The following is a 13757-nucleotide window of genomic DNA, read 5'->3' on the forward strand; positions in this document are numbered from 1 at the left end:
CGTTCGCCAGGATGACGGTGGGTTGGTTTAAAGCCGCTGTTCAGGCCAACAACGCGATCAACCCGCTCAGCGGCAAAATCCCACTCAGCGGCAGCACCCAGCCGCTGCGCCACGCCATCAGCAAGCCGACGCTCAGCCCGGCCAGCATCAGCTGCAACAGCCCGGTGATGATGCCCATGTCGGCGGTCAGTTCGATGATGTTCAAGGCCATGCCCAGCGCCAGCAACAACGCGCCGACCGCGCGTAAACCGTAGGTGCGGGCGGTGGACGGCGCGCTGTTGAGCAGCGCTTTGTGGTGGCGCGACATGGCCAGGCACAGAGCTGTCATGCCCAGATAGTTAAGGCCGAAAGCAAAAAACAACATCAGACGCTCTCCTCTGCCAGCTCACGGCGTTCCCGTTTCGCGCGGACCTTCACCGGCGCTTCTTTGGCCACGCGCGGCCACCACGCCAATTTCGCGCACAGCAGGCCAACGGCAAAAATCGCCAGGTCGATGCCGGGCACGCGCCAGTCACCGCGCGCGATGGCGGCGCTCAGGGCGCCCGGCTGGCCGGTGAGTACGTCCAGCGCCGGCAGCCCCACGGCCAACACCGCGCCCACGGCAAACAGGTCGCGCCCTACCCGGCCACTGTTGCGGCGCGCGATGGCCCATAGGGCGACTGCGATCCACACGCCAATAAAGGTGTATGCCTCCCAGTGGTCGCGCAGGTTGACGGTGTTCGGAATCAGCCGGTTGCCATACAGCAGACCGAGGCTGGCAATCGGCAAGCCGCCGAGCACCGCGCCGTTCATGGCCCGCACGAAGCCCACGCCCCAGCCGCCTTTGGCTTCGCGCTTGCGCAGCCACACCTGTAACCCGCCGGCCACCATGGCGCAGCCCATCAGGCCCAGCCCCAGGTACAGCCAGCGAACAATGGCGCCGCCGAATTGCGCCATGTGCACGTTGGTCAGCCAGGCGTAAGCGGTGTAGCCGGGTTTGTAGGGTTTCTGTTCGTGCAAGAAGGCGCCGGTAGTGGCGTCGTACGACATGATCCACTGGAAGTCGACTACTCGAGAGCGGTCGTAGCGGCGAATGTCCACCACAGCGGCTTTGTCGCCGGGGTGGTGCACGCTGATCCAACCGGTTTCGGTACCGCCTTCGCCACTCGCGGCCCAGCGACGCTTGGCGTCCAGCACCAGCTTGTCGATGGACGCGGCGTGGTCGGTTTTACGTTTGAGTTCTTCGCGGCCGAACTGGCCCTGCACTTCGGAGAACATCTTTTCGATGTCGCCTTTGTAGCCCACCTTCAAGCCTGCCGGCATATAGAAGGTGACGAAGATTGCCAGGCCGGTGTAGGCGATCAGCAGGTGGAACGGCAGGCCGACCACGCCGAACAGGTTGTGTGCGTCGAGCCAGGCGCGCTGGCCGTTGGCGTCGGGACGCAGGGTGAAGAAATCTTTGAAAATGCGCCGGTGAATGATGATGCCGCTGACCAGCGCCACCAGCATAAACATGCCGGCAATGGCGACGATGTACATGCCGAGCATGCCGCCGAAGAGGTTGTAATGCAGGGTGAACCAGAAGTTGCCGCCCAGGGTTTTGGGCAGCACCTCGCCGGTTTGCGGATCGAGGGTGAAGCTAACAAACGGCTCCAGCTCGTTTTGCGGCTCGTAGCCGGCGTACCAGTATGGTTGGCGCTCGTCGGGCGGACGCATCCAGATGGCGTGCGGCGGTTTGGGTGCTTGTTTCTGCACCCAGGCGCTGACCTGATCCAGCGTCAGCGACGTTTCGCCGACCGGGTGCAATGTCGGGCGCATCCACACTTCCAGTTCTTTGTCGAAGCAGGCAATGCTGCCGCCGAACAAGATGACGAACAGCAACCAGGACGGCAGCAACCCGCCCCAGGTGTGCAGGCCGGCCATGGCCTGACGCAAACTTTTGTTTTTTACCGTGCTCTCTGCCGAACTCATCGCCGTGCTCCGAAATCACCCGCGACCAACGCCGCTGCCGCTAACACCAGACTCAGCCCCACCAACACCAACCAGGCCCGCGAGGCGGACCGGGCGGCGAAGGCATACACAATGGCCGCCACGTAGACGATAAAACTCGCCAGGCTGGCGAACACCACGCGGTCGCTGCGCACCAACGGCAGGTACACCGTCAGGAACATGGTGCTGGCATAGGCCAGGCCATAGCCGGCGAAGATGGCCGCGATGATGCGCGACGTAGTCGCCAGCACCGGAGAAGTTCTCCAGTTGCCGGCGGCGCTTTTGCTCGAAATAGCGTTACTCACGGGACTCCTTCATAGCCAAGCGTTACCAGTCATAGGTCGCGCTCGCGGTCACTGTGCGCCCGTAGCCGTAGTAGCAGGCTTGCTCGGTGCACGAACTGTAATATTCCTTGTCGTCCAGGTTGCTGGCATTCACTGCCAGTTTCAGGCCGTCGATTTTGTAGTGCAGGCTGGCGTCGAACAGGGTGTAGCCGCCGGTTTCCACGTTGATGATGCGCGGGCCGTACAAGCCATACAGGGCGTTGCGGCCGGTGTAAGAGGTTTCGCCGGTGTAGCGCGCACCAAAGCCTGCACCAAGACCGGCCAGCGGACCGCTCGGTTGGGTGTAATCCAGCCAGGCGCCGGCCGATTCACGCGGCACGTATGGCATGCGCGTGTCTTCTTCCCAGGCGTTGACGCTCTTTTGCACGCGGGCGTCGGTGCGGCTGTAATTGGCGGTCAGGTCCAGGCCTTCGGCCAGGCTGGCCAACGCTTCGATCTCAAACCCTTTGCTGCGCACCTCGCCCACCTGACGCACTTCAGTGATGTTGTTGGGGTTTGTGCTGACCACGTTTTGCTTGGTGATGTCGAAAAACGCCAGGCTCACAAAGCTGCGCGAACCTTCTGGCTGAAACTTGATGCCCGCTTCGTATTGCTTGCCGGTTTCCGGCTCGAACGGCTGGTTGGTGACCGGGTCGGTGGCGGTGGTCGGGTTGAACGACTCGCTGTAGCTGACGTAAGGCGCCAGGCCGTTGTCAGCGACATAGACCAGGCCGATGCGGCCGGTGAAGGCTTCGTCATCGCGGCTCACGCGGCTGCCGTTGAGGTTGCTGGTGGTGTCGCCTTTGGCGATGTCGTAACGCCCGCCAAGCAACAGGTTCCAGTGTTCGTCGAACTTGATCTGGTCTTGGGCATAAAAACCGGTCTGCCGACGCATGATGTCGTTGTCGGAATCTTTGGCCGGCAGCGGCACGTCGAGGCCGTATTGGGGGTTGTACAAGTCCAGCGTCGGGCCGGTGCCCAGGCGGCTGATTTCGTGGTTGTCGAGCCGGCGCCAGTCCACGCCCAGCAACAGGTCGTGGCTCACGGGGCCGGTGTCGAAATTCGCTTCGGCCTGGTTGTCCATCGACCAGGCGCTGAACTGCTCGTCTTTCACGTTCGCGCTGCGGGTCAACGTGCGGCCGTCGAAGCGCACACCAATGTTGTTCAGGTAGCGGTAGTCGTAATTCATGTTTTCGTAGCGCACGTTCTGGCGCAGCGACCACACGTCGTTAAGGCGATGCGACAGCTCGTAGCCGAGCGAGGCATGGGTGCGCTCGAACTTGTTGAAGTTTGGGTCGCCTTCGTAGAAATCGGGGTCGCGGTTGTCTTTCAGGCGGAAGGCCTGCATCAGCTCCGGGGCGAAGGCGCGACTGAAGGCAAAGTTGCCGTCGTCTTTCTGATAGGTGGCCAGCAGGGTCAGCTCGGTGTCGTCGTTCGGCTTCCACGTCAGGGTTGGAGCAAAAGCCTGCCGCTGGTTGTCGGTTTTGTCGACTTGGCCGTTCATGTCGTTGCCGAGCATGGTCACGCGATAGGCCAAGGTGCCTTGGTCGTCCAGCGGGCCACCGAAGTCGGCGGCGAGTTCGCCCAGCTCATCACTGCCGGCGCGAACGCTGACTTGGTGCAACGGCGTATCGGGGGCGCGTTTGCTCACCAAGTTGATCACCCCACCCGGCTCGCTTTGGCCGTACAGCACCGAGGCCGGGCCGCGCAGCACTTCAACGCGCTCCAGCAAATAGGTGTCGGGGCGCATCATGCCGTAGGTGCCGCGCGACAATGGCAGGCCGTTGACGAAGGTGGAGCTTTTCGAGTCGAAGCCGCGCAGGCTCATCCAGTCGTAACGCGGGTCGTAGCCGTAGGGCACGCTGACGCTTGGGGTGTAGCGCAACGCTTGTTCGACGGTGGTTACGCCACGGGCCTCCATTTGTTCGCGGCTGACCACGGAAATGGACTGTGGGGTTTCCAGAATCGAGGCGTCGGTTTTGGTGCCGACTCGGGTGCGTTTGGCCACATAACCGCCCACCGGGCCGACGGGAGAGTCGACCTGGCTGCTGCTGTTGATGTTGACGTCACCCAATTCCACCTGTCCCTCCTTTAGGGCCGGCGCCTGTTCAATACGAAAACTGCCATCGCTGGCCTGCACCGCTCGCAAGCCTGAGCCGGCGAGCAGTTGGGCGAACCCTTGCTGCACCGGGAACTGGCCGTTCAACCCAGCGCTGCTGCGCCCGGCGGTTAATTGCGGGTCAAAGCTGAGCAGCACACCGGCACGCCGGGCGAACGCGTTCAAGGCGTTGTCCAGCGAACCCGCCGGAATCTGATAGTTCTGGTTGGCGGGCGCAGCGCTGACGACCATCGGCAGCGCCGCCAGAGGCAGGCTGACGCTAAGCAGTGCCACGCGCACCGCGCGAGCCAGGAGATGCGGAGTGCAAATAACGGCCATGAACGAATCCTTCGGCTAGAAAAAGTGGTTAGCGGAAGGGAGGCCGAGCAACTCCGAAAAACCTGCAAAACTTTTTGGGAATTATTTACATCGGCGAAGAAATTGCAATCGACGCGTGCCTGAATGGCAGTCTGTCTTTAACAAGGTGTGTACATGGACGGTTCTAAACGGCCGCCAACGTCACCCACCAACGGGTGCGATACAGCACCTGAACCGGCAGGGTTCGCGCCACGGCTTGCAGCGCACGCTCGCTGTCATCCAAGGGGAACACGCCGGAAATACGCAGCTCGGCCACAGCCGGATCGCAGCGCAACACGCCGCGCCGCTGGCGACTGAACTCGGCGGTGAAATCGGCCAGGCGCATGTGCCGCGCCACCAGCACGCCGTCCATCCAACTGCTGCGCTCGCTTTCTACCGCTTGCGGCGTTTGCACGGCGTGATTGCTGAAGCGCGTTTGCCAGCCTTGATTGATGACGCTGGCATTGCTGCCATCGTCGGGATGCACTTCCACCGCGCCCTCATACACCGCCACCTCGCACAGCTCGCCGCGTTCACGCAGCAGAAAGCGCGTACCGAGCGCACGCAGGCGACCCTGGGCGGTATTCACCCAAAACAGGCGGCGCTGCGGGTCGGCGGCGGTTTCGACGAAGATTTCGCCTTGGTACAGACGGATCAGCCGCTGCTCGCTGGTGTACTGGATGTCCACGGCAGTGCCGGCGTTCAGGTGCAGACGGCCGCCGTCAGGCAGAACAATATTGCGCCGCTCGCCGATACCGGTGCGCACGTCGGCCAGCCACGGCTGGATGGCATCATTGCGCTGTGCGATCACCCCGGCGCCGCCGGCTGCAACGAGAATTGCCAGCGCTTTAAGGGCGCGGCGCCGCTGCGGGTCATGACGGGCGCCGTCCAAGGTGGCACGGCCGACACCTGGCCCGACAGCCGCGAAGCGTCCGCTCAAGGCGTCCAAGCGCTGCCAGGCCAATTCGTTGTCCGGGTGTTGCGCACGCCAATGCTGGCAGGCGCTGAGTTCATCAGCCGCGCACGCGCCCGACGCTAAGCGCACGCGCCAGGCAATGGCCTGTTCCACCACGGCCATGTTCAGCGGCGCGCTCATGAATACAGCGCCTTGTAGCAGTGGCTGAACGCGAGGGTCATGTATTGCTGAATGGAGCTGAGCGACAGGCCCATGCGCTCGGCGATTTGCCCATAGGTCAGGCCATCGAGCTGCGACAGCAGAAACGCTTCGCGCACGCGCGGTTTCAGCCCGTCGAGCAGGCGGTCGATTTCAATCAGGGTTTCGAGTACCAGCGCGCGTGATTCCGGCGAGGGCACTTCTGGCTCGGGCAGCACGGCGAGTGCGTCGAGGTACGCGCGCTCCAGACTCGCGCGGCGGTAATGATCCACCAGCAAGCCACGGGCGATGGTGGCAAGAAAAGCACGGGGCTCACGCAACTCTTTGCTTTCGCGTTGCAGCAGCACACGCACGAAGGTGTCTTGCGCCAGGTCGGCGGCGTTGTGCGGGCAATCCGTACGTTGACGCAGCCAGCCGTTCAGCCATCGATGATGGTCGTGGTAGAGCGCGGTCAGAAAAGAGGAAAAGGCGGAGTGAGCCGGCACAGCAGCACCTGAATGAGCGACACGTTCTTAAATGCGAATATATTTCAATTAAGACACAGTGTCACGCACGTCACGGCTCAGACCAAGGTTTCGTTCGCCGCCGGGCTCAACTTGCCGAGGCACGACAACCCGCGCCCCTGATCGATGGCCAGGCCAAAGCGGATGCTGGTGATGACTTGCTCCAGTTTTTCGATATCGGCCAACTGATCGCTGCTCAACATCCGCTGCGCCACGCGACCTTGATCGTTGGAGAGCGAAAGCATTGCGCTGCCATCCGGGCCGCCAATGCTGAAACGCACCAGGAACTCATCCTTAAAAGAGTCGCTGACGTATTTAAAGGGATTAACCATGGCCTCATACCTCGGTTTGTTCATTACTTGCTTAACCCCTTCGCAAGTCGGGGGCCAACTTCGCCAGCAACGCGACAGGCGGTCGGGAATGAAAGGCTTTAGGTCGTTATTTATTCGACTTGGCAGTTCTGCGCACGCCGAAGGCCGTTTTCCACCCCCGAATTCACACGGCCGTTTAAGCGAAAAGTGCACCGCAAACAACCACTTGCCCCTTAACCGGGCAGTCAGCATCGGATGCCACTACTGGGCCAGTAAGTGCTATTAAAATAATTGCGAAGGGAATGTTTGAGCTTTGCCAAAGGCCGTCTACGCTCAAACACGGCGCGCTAAAAACATCTTGTCCGAAGACTAGAACTTTGTACGAGCGTGACCGGTCAACAACCAAGACTTGAATAACAAGACTTGCCTAACTGGTGTGCAAACCAGGCTGTTTTAACTACCTGCCCCTGCCAAGTTGTATTCAGTCCTATTTAGCAAACAGGTAATGGACCATGCACAATCCCTTTCAGTTACTGACCGAAGCGTTCCACCCGCAATACCGCGTCAACCTGAGCATCGAGCGGCTCGATGGCAGCATCATGTTGACCTTGTCCGAAGACCAGACCGTGGTAGCCAAGCGTCTGATCAGCCCGGACCAACGTAACGACGAGAAGCGCCTGCGCAACGTGATCCGCTCGCTGCAACAACGCATCGAGCTCGAACACGCCGCGGTTTAACGCCGGTACTTCTCAACCTGCCTGTTAGAGCACAGCGCCTAGTCGGTATCCGCGGCTTCGGCTTCAGTCGAACGCGAGGACGAGGCGCTTCTGCTTTCCCCCTTCGCCGTCACCGACGGAAAGTTCGACGACGCATAGCGCACCACCAACACCGCCAGGGCCAGCAGCAAGATCGCGCCCGACACATACACCACGCCCATATCCGGTCTCTGATGATGTGACACATCGGAAATCAGCAACCGCGTGAGCGCCGTAATCGCCACGTAAATCAGAAAGCGCACCGGCATGTGGTTGGTCTTGAAGTAGATGCCAACCATGGCACCCAGCTCCAAGTAAATGAACAACAGCAGAATGTCGTCGACCGTGATGTGGCCTTTTTCGATCATCTGCAAAAACGCCGTGACCGCCGCCCACGCCGTTATGCCACCGATGCCGAACAGCGCCAGGTAGTGAAAACTCTCCACCAGCAAATCGCCCAGCGACTCGGCCAGACCATGCATGGACTGTTTGAGGTGTTCCGCCCATTTGATTTTCAACACGCGCTTCCTTGAGGAACTGTGCAGCCAAGGGTATGGCCAGCAGATGACAAGCTCATATGCACGTTAAAGGCCATGGCGGGCGCATTGAAACAGTCTGTGACAGCGCAGGGGGCTGGACACGGCGGTTATTTCCCAGCGATAACCTGCGTCCGGCCCACGTCCGTCTATGGTGGTTGAGACCACTTCGCAAGGGAGCTTGAAGATGAAAAATCCAGTGTGCTGCACGCACCAGGCGCTGCTGCTGATTGTGCTGGTGTTGATGTGCGCGTTCAGCCTCGTGCACCCCGGCCTCGCCATTGCCGCCCCGGTGGCCAAACAGAACAGCCAAGTGCCCGGCTATTACCGGCTGGCGCTGGGCGATTTTGAAGTTACCGCGCTGTATGACGGCTTCAACCTGATCAACAACAAACTGCTCAAGGGCGCTAGCGCCGACACCATCCAGAGCGCGCAAGCGCGGCAGTTCCTCGACGCCAGCAACGGCGTGCAAACCGCCGTGAACGCGTTCCTGATCAACACCGGCGAGCACCTGGTGCTGGTCGACAGCGGCGCCGGCAAGTGCCTGACCGACAACCTCGGCAACGTGCAACGCGACATTGAAGCGGCCGGCTACACGCTGGAACAAGTCGACACCCTGCTACTTACCCACTTGCACCCCGACCATGCCTGCGGCGTGCTCGACGCCAAAGGCGAACGCGCGTTCCCCAACGCCACGCTGATGCTCAACAAAGCCGAAGCCGACTACTGGCTGAACCCGGAATTGCTGGCCAAAGCACCTGCCGACAAACAAGCACGGCTGAAAATGATCGCCGCCAGCGCCGCGCCTTATAAAGCTGCCGGCAAGTTGAAGCTGTTCACCGATGGCAGCGAGCTGGTGCCGGGCGTGAAAGACGTGGCGCTGTTCGGCCACACCCCTGGCCACAGCGGTTTCATGTTCACCTCCAAAGGGCACAAATTGCTGGTGTGGGGCGATGTGGTGCACAGCCACTCCATTCAATTCGCCCATCCGCAAGTGGCCATCGACTTCGACAGCGACGCCAAACAAGCCATCGCCACGCGCAAACACATCTTCGCCGAAGCCACGGCCGAGAAATTCCTGGTCGCCGGCGCACACCTGCCCTTCCCTGGCATCGGCCACGTGCGCAAAAAGGGCACGGGCTTTGCGTGGGTGCCAATCGAGTTTTCGCCGTTGCCCAAACCCTGATTGCGTGGTGCCACTGTTCAACCAGGCGCGAGTCCTTTATGCTCGCCTACCTGTATAAATACACAGTAATCGTTGCTAGAAGGTGAGGTGATGAATGGCCGTCGAAGTGGTGTACCGCAGCAGTCGCGATCCGGAGCGCTTGTTCATGGATAAAGCCGAAGCCGATCGTTACGACAAAATGCTGGAACTGGCCGAATCGCTGGCCGTGGTGCTGCAAAAAGCCGTGCCGTCGCTGAGCGAACAGCAGGTTGAGGAAATCGGGATTTATATGGCCAAAAACAGAGATGTTTTCGCCAAGGCTTTCAAAAACCCTGAGGCTTTGAACGAGCTAAATAGCACCGAAGAAGCCTGAGTTCGGAAATGGTCGCCATCATGCAGTAGAGGGTTTCGGAGCGAAGGCCAGGCAAGGCGCCCCGGAGCTTTTAAGCGCAGCGTACTCAAGTACGTGAGCATTAAAAGCGAGGACGCAACGCTGCATGGTCGAAGCTCCGGAAGCCGACTAGGCCTCTAAATACTTTTCTACATCGAGCGCGGCCATGCAACCCGCCCCGGCAGAGGTAATGGCCTGGCGATAAACGTGGTCAGCCACATCGCCTGCCGCAAACACACCGGGAATGCTGGTCGCCGTCGCATTGCCTTCGCGCCCGCCATTAACCACCAGATAACCGTCTTTCAACGCCAGTTGCCCTTCGAACAACGCGGTGTTCGGCGTATGGCCAATGGCGATAAACACCCCGTCCACTTTCAGGTCCGATGTGCCGCCATCGTTGTGCTGCAAGCGCACGCCGGTTACGCCTTTGTCGTCGCCGAGCACCTCGTTTACCGACGCATTGAGCTTCAGCTCGATTTTCCCTTCCGCGACCCGCGCATACAGTTTGTCGATCAGAATTTTCTCTGCCCGGAAGGTCTCGCGGCGGTGCACCAACGTCACTTTGCTGGCGATGTTGGCCAGGTACAGCGCTTCCTCCACGGCCGTGTTGCCGCCACCGACCACCGCCACTTCGCGGTTGCGGTAGAAGAAGCCATCGCAGGTGGCACAGGCCGAAACGCCTTGGCCCATAAACGTCTGCTCCGACGGCAAGCCCAGGTAACGGGCGCTGGCGCCAGTGGCGATAATCAAGGCATCGCAGGTGTAGGTGGCGCTGTCGCCGGTCAGCGTGAAGGGCTTGCCGGCCAAGTCGACCGCATTGATGTGGTCGAAGACGATCTCGGTCTCAAAACGCTCGGCATGTTCCTGCATACGCTGCATCAGCGCGGGGCCAGTCAGGCCATGCACATCGCCAGGCCAGTTATCCACTTCGGTGGTCGTGGTCAGTTGGCCGCCGGCCTGCATGCCGGTGATCAGCAGCGGTTTGAGGTTGGCGCGCGCGGCATACACCGCCGCCGAATAACCGGCAGGGCCGGAGCCGAGAATAATCACACGAGCGTGACGAACAGCCATGGACCGCCTCCTCCGGCATCGCCGGAAATAAAAAGAGACCACCCGAGCACTTGGGGAAGGCTTTGAAGAGGGGCAGTCCCGTAAACCGTGTCCGCTAGCGGACGACAATGGCGGCAAGGTTACGGAGCGGATTGTTATCTAGGAAATGTCGAATACTTATGTACGCCATAGCCGAACGCTATCCCGCTTCAGACACACCGTTACAGCCGACCGCTTCCGATCATCCGGCGAAGGCGCTAAGGTCGGCCGGTCTTATTCAAGGAAACCACCATGCCCGCTCCCGTCCTCTCCGGCCCGCAATACCTTCGCGAAGGCCTGAAGCTGGTGCTCAGCCCCGGCTTGCGCCTGTTCGTGTTGCTGCCGCTGGCCATCAACCTGGTTTTATTTGTCGGCCTGATCGTCTTCGCCACCCAGCAATTCAACGGCTGGCTCCATGCGTTGATGCCCAACCCGGACGGCTGGCTGAGCTTTCTGAGCTTTATTCTTTGGCCCATATTCTTCGTGCTGATTCTGCTGATGGTGTTCTTCACCTTCACCACCCTGGCCAACATCATCGCCGCGCCGTTCAACGGCTTTCTCTCGGAAAAAGTGGAAGTGGTAGTGCGCGGCGAAGATAACTTCCCGCCCTTTCGCTGGGCCGAACTGGTCGCCATGGTGCCGCGCACCCTGGGCCGCGAAGCCCGCAAGCTGGGCTACTTTCTGCCGCGCGCCATCGGCCTGTTTATCCTCTCCTTCATTCCCGGCCTGAACATCATCGCCGCGCCGCTGTGGGTGCTGTTCGGCATCTGGATGATGTGCGTGCAGTACATCGACTACCCCGCCGACAACAACAAACTCGGCTGGAACGAAATGCTCGCCTGGCTGCGCGAAAAGCGCTGGCAGAGTTTGGGTTTTGGCGGCTCGGTGTACCTGGCATTGCTGATTCCCGGCGTCAACGTGGTGATGATGCCGGCCGCCGTGGCTGGCGCTACGTTGTTTTGGGTGCGTGAGCGCTCGGCAGCGGCTGTCACAACCGTGCAACGCTAACGTCACACGGCTTAAACGACGCCAGCCGAGACTGGCGTCATGACCCAATCTTCCCTCCACATCGCGCTGATCAGCGAAACCTTTCCCCCGGAAATAAACGGCGTTGCCAATACGCTCGGGCGCCTGTGTGCGGGGCTGCGTGAGCGCGGCCATCAGTTGCAGTTGGTGCGCCCACGGCAAAGCGGGGATGACGGGCAGAAAAGTACCGACGAGTTGTTGCTCACGCGCGGCTGGCCGCTGCCGGGCTATCCGGGTTTGCAGTGGGGGCAGGCGTCGATGCACAAGCTGCTGCGGCGCTGGAAACGGCGGCGGCCGGACGTGCTGTACATCGCCACGGAAGGGCCGCTCGGGCTTTCGGCGTTGCGCGCGGCCAGGCGCTTGCGCATTCCGGTGATCAGCGGCTTTCACACCAATTTTCAGCAATACAGCAGCCACTACGGGCTGGGCATGCTGACTCGCGTGCTGACCAATTATTTGCGCTGGTTTCACAACCGCTCGCAGCTCACGTTAGTGCCCAGCGCCAGTCAGAGCCTGGAGTTGCAGCGGCGCAGTTTTGAGCGTGTGCATTTGCTTGCCCGTGGCGTCGACAGTCAGCTGTTTCACCCGGCCAAACGCAATGCCGAACTGCGCCGTGCGTGGGGTGTGGAGGACGGCGAGCTGGCGGTCATCCATGTCGGACGCATTGCCGCCGAGAAGAACCTGGCGCTGTTGGTGCGCAGTTTTCGCGCGCTGCAATCGCGTTACCCCGAGCAGCGCCTGAAGTTGATCATGGTCGGCGACGGACCACAGCGCTCAGGCCTGCAAAAGGAATTGCCCGACGCCGTGTTCTGCGGCGTGCAGCGCGACCAAGCGCTCGCCGCGCACTACGCCAGCGGCGATTTGTTCCTGTTTCCCAGCCTGTCGGAAACCTTCGGCAATGTGCTGCTCGAAGCGCTCGCGTCGGGGCTGGCGGTGGTCGCGTATGACCAGGCGGCAGCGGCGCAGCATATTCGCCACGGCCACAACGGCGCGCTGGCGATGCCCGGTGATGAAGAGGCGTTTATCGACAGCGCCTGCTGGCTGCTCGAAGACCCGGAAACCCTGCGCCGCGTACGCCTGAATGCCCGGCAACATGCCAGCCGCCAGGGCTGGCCGGCGATTGTTCAGCAGTTCGAAACCTATTTGGTCGACACCTGCCGCAGCACCAGCGCCCTGCCCGTCACGCCGTAACGCCCACAAAAAAGCCCGTCACCTGGACGGGCTTTTCAGCATTGCCAACCCACTCAACCGCGAGCCGCTTTGATCGCCTCGATGTACGGCTCAGCCAAGCGCTGATCCTGAATCAGGGCGACGAAATCATTGCCCTTGGCATCTTTGGCGTTGAGGTCGTAGCCGGCTTCTACGAAGAAGGTCAGAAAGCGCTCGAAGTCATCGATGCGCAAACCACGGTAGGCCTTGACCAATTTGTGCAGCGACGGCGGCGTGTCATCGGCCGGTTCCACCGCGAGGAACAGCTTGATCGGCTCGTCACCAATCTCTTCGCCAATCACCTGTTTCTTGTCTTTACGCATGGGTCTTTTCTCTTAACGGGGGAACGCCGGGCCGGCAGTTTACTCTGCGCCGGGGCGCTGGCTCAACGCACACGCTGGGCAGCGCTGTGCAGATCAGCCCAGACGTGGCCGTTGGGGTAGCTCAAAAATTGTACATACACGCCGCCGCTGCGCAGCAGGTCGAGCAGCATGGGGTACTGCGCGAGCGGGTAATTAAGGCTGAGGGTTTTGCCGGCTTCGTCCAGGCTCGGGCGCTTGAGGCTTTTGCCTTCCGTCTCGAAGCGCACCAGCACTTGCGTAACAGTGGCGCCCTTGCTCACGGCTTTAGTCTTGAGCAGCAGCCAGGCCGGTGAGGTGATGGGAATGGGTTGCTGGTTTGACTCGCGCTGGCTGCCAACCACCACCGAGTATTCGGTCACTTGCAGCACTTGCTGCTGTTCTGGCGCTTCATGGCGCAGGTTCTGGTCGTCTGGCGGCAGGTACTGTTCGTGGGGCAACGCGGCGTTGGCCAGCGGTGCGGCACAGAGAAACAAGGCAATTAAAGAAACACGCAGCACGGTCAGCTCCTCGGATAAATCAGCGCGCCACCTTAGCACGCGTTTTCCTACAG

15 protein-coding genes and 1 pseudogene are annotated in these 13757 nt (G+C 60.9%); 5 read left to right on the top strand and 11 right to left on the bottom strand.

Translation table 11 applies throughout. The annotated features are described in order from the left end of the window. Positions 1 to 40 precede the first annotated feature (40 nt). From AC0IW7_RS01155 to AC0IW7_RS01185, 7 genes are all read right to left on the bottom strand, one after another. Positions 41 to 364, bottom strand: a complete 324-nt coding sequence (locus tag AC0IW7_RS01155; protein WP_471815425.1) for a DUF3325 domain-containing protein — start codon at positions 362 to 364, stop codon at positions 41 to 43. Then, positions 364 to 1950 carry a PepSY-associated TM helix domain-containing protein gene (locus AC0IW7_RS01160; protein ID WP_471815426.1) on the bottom strand — a complete coding sequence of 529 codons (1587 nt, stop codon included), beginning with the start codon at positions 1948 to 1950 and terminating at the stop codon, positions 364 to 366. The genes AC0IW7_RS01155 and AC0IW7_RS01160 overlap by 1 nt, the downstream gene beginning before the upstream one ends. Continuing rightward, positions 1947 to 2219 carry a DUF3649 domain-containing protein gene (locus tag AC0IW7_RS01165; RefSeq protein ID WP_471815599.1) on the bottom strand — a complete coding sequence of 91 codons (273 nt, stop codon included), beginning with the start codon at positions 2217 to 2219 and terminating at the stop codon, positions 1947 to 1949. The genes AC0IW7_RS01160 and AC0IW7_RS01165 overlap by 4 nt, the downstream gene beginning before the upstream one ends. A gap of 76 nt (positions 2220 to 2295) precedes the next feature. After that, the gene (locus tag AC0IW7_RS01170; protein ID WP_471815427.1) at positions 2296 to 4728 is read right to left on the bottom strand and encodes a TonB-dependent siderophore receptor; all 2433 of its coding nucleotides are present in this window, start codon (positions 4726 to 4728) and stop codon (positions 2296 to 2298) included. 163 nt (positions 4729 to 4891) lie between these two features. Then, positions 4892 to 5842: a FecR domain-containing protein gene (locus AC0IW7_RS01175; protein WP_471815428.1), complete on the bottom strand. Its 951-nt coding sequence runs from the start codon at positions 5840 to 5842 to the stop codon at positions 4892 to 4894. Beyond that, the gene (locus tag AC0IW7_RS01180; protein WP_471815429.1) at positions 5839 to 6345 is read right to left on the bottom strand and encodes a sigma-70 family RNA polymerase sigma factor; all 507 of its coding nucleotides are present in this window, start codon (positions 6343 to 6345) and stop codon (positions 5839 to 5841) included. The genes AC0IW7_RS01175 and AC0IW7_RS01180 overlap by 4 nt, the downstream gene beginning before the upstream one ends. 77 nt (positions 6346 to 6422) lie before the next feature. Beyond that, on the bottom strand, positions 6423 to 6695 hold the full coding sequence (locus tag AC0IW7_RS01185) for a DUF3509 domain-containing protein (RefSeq protein WP_163016616.1): 273 nt from the start codon (positions 6693 to 6695) through the stop codon (positions 6423 to 6425). A 491-nt stretch (positions 6696 to 7186) separates the two neighbouring features. Between AC0IW7_RS01185 and AC0IW7_RS01190 the strand changes: the two are divergent. Beyond that, positions 7187 to 7408: pseudogene (locus AC0IW7_RS01190) on the top strand (DUF3509 domain-containing protein); the annotation flags it as partial. A 41-nt stretch (positions 7409 to 7449) separates the two neighbouring features. On the opposite strand, the gene AC0IW7_RS01195 reads toward AC0IW7_RS01190, so the two are convergent. Continuing rightward, the gene (locus tag AC0IW7_RS01195; RefSeq protein WP_122494179.1) at positions 7450 to 7947 is read right to left on the bottom strand and encodes a phosphate-starvation-inducible PsiE family protein; all 498 of its coding nucleotides are present in this window, start codon (positions 7945 to 7947) and stop codon (positions 7450 to 7452) included. Between the two features lie 262 nt (positions 7948 to 8209). On the opposite strand from AC0IW7_RS01195, the gene AC0IW7_RS01200 reads away from it, so the two are divergent. Both AC0IW7_RS01200 and AC0IW7_RS01205 read left to right on the top strand, forming a co-directional pair. Then, positions 8210 to 9151: an MBL fold metallo-hydrolase gene (locus AC0IW7_RS01200; RefSeq protein ID WP_471815600.1), complete on the top strand. Its 942-nt coding sequence runs from the start codon at positions 8210 to 8212 to the stop codon at positions 9149 to 9151. Between the two features lie 94 nt (positions 9152 to 9245). Next, positions 9246 to 9503 (top strand): YebG family protein, encoded by a 258-nt coding sequence (locus tag AC0IW7_RS01205; RefSeq protein WP_122452509.1) that lies wholly within the window; start codon positions 9246 to 9248, stop codon positions 9501 to 9503. A 147-nt stretch (positions 9504 to 9650) separates the two neighbouring features. On the opposite strand, the gene trxB is transcribed toward AC0IW7_RS01205, so the two are convergent. Further along, a complete protein-coding gene (gene trxB, locus AC0IW7_RS01210) occupies positions 9651 to 10592 on the bottom strand; it encodes a thioredoxin-disulfide reductase (protein ID WP_471815430.1) in 942 nt (313 codons plus the stop codon). 270 nt (positions 10593 to 10862) lie between these two features. Between trxB and cysZ the strand changes: the two genes are divergently transcribed. Together cysZ and AC0IW7_RS01220 are read left to right on the top strand one after the other, a co-directional pair. Next, the gene (cysZ, locus tag AC0IW7_RS01215; protein WP_471815431.1) at positions 10863 to 11618 is read left to right on the top strand and encodes a sulfate transporter CysZ; all 756 of its coding nucleotides are present in this window, start codon (positions 10863 to 10865) and stop codon (positions 11616 to 11618) included. 39 nt (positions 11619 to 11657) lie between these two features. Beyond that, entirely contained in the window at positions 11658 to 12827 is a 1170-nt protein-coding gene (locus AC0IW7_RS01220; RefSeq protein ID WP_471815432.1) for a glycosyltransferase family 4 protein, read from the top strand. Positions 12828 to 12880: 53 nt separating this feature from the next. Here the strand turns inward: AC0IW7_RS01220 and AC0IW7_RS01225 are convergent, their stop codons facing one another. Next, the gene (locus tag AC0IW7_RS01225) at positions 12881 to 13168 is read right to left on the bottom strand and encodes a PA4642 family protein (protein WP_122494189.1); all 288 of its coding nucleotides are present in this window, start codon (positions 13166 to 13168) and stop codon (positions 12881 to 12883) included. 62 nt (positions 13169 to 13230) lie between these two features. Continuing rightward, positions 13231 to 13701, bottom strand: coding sequence for a hypothetical protein (locus tag AC0IW7_RS01230; RefSeq protein WP_471815601.1), 471 nt, complete (start codon positions 13699 to 13701; stop codon positions 13231 to 13233). Positions 13702 to 13757: the final 56 nt, after the last annotated feature.

The sequence above is a fragment of the Pseudomonas sp. AC229 genome, assembly GCF_979254655.1.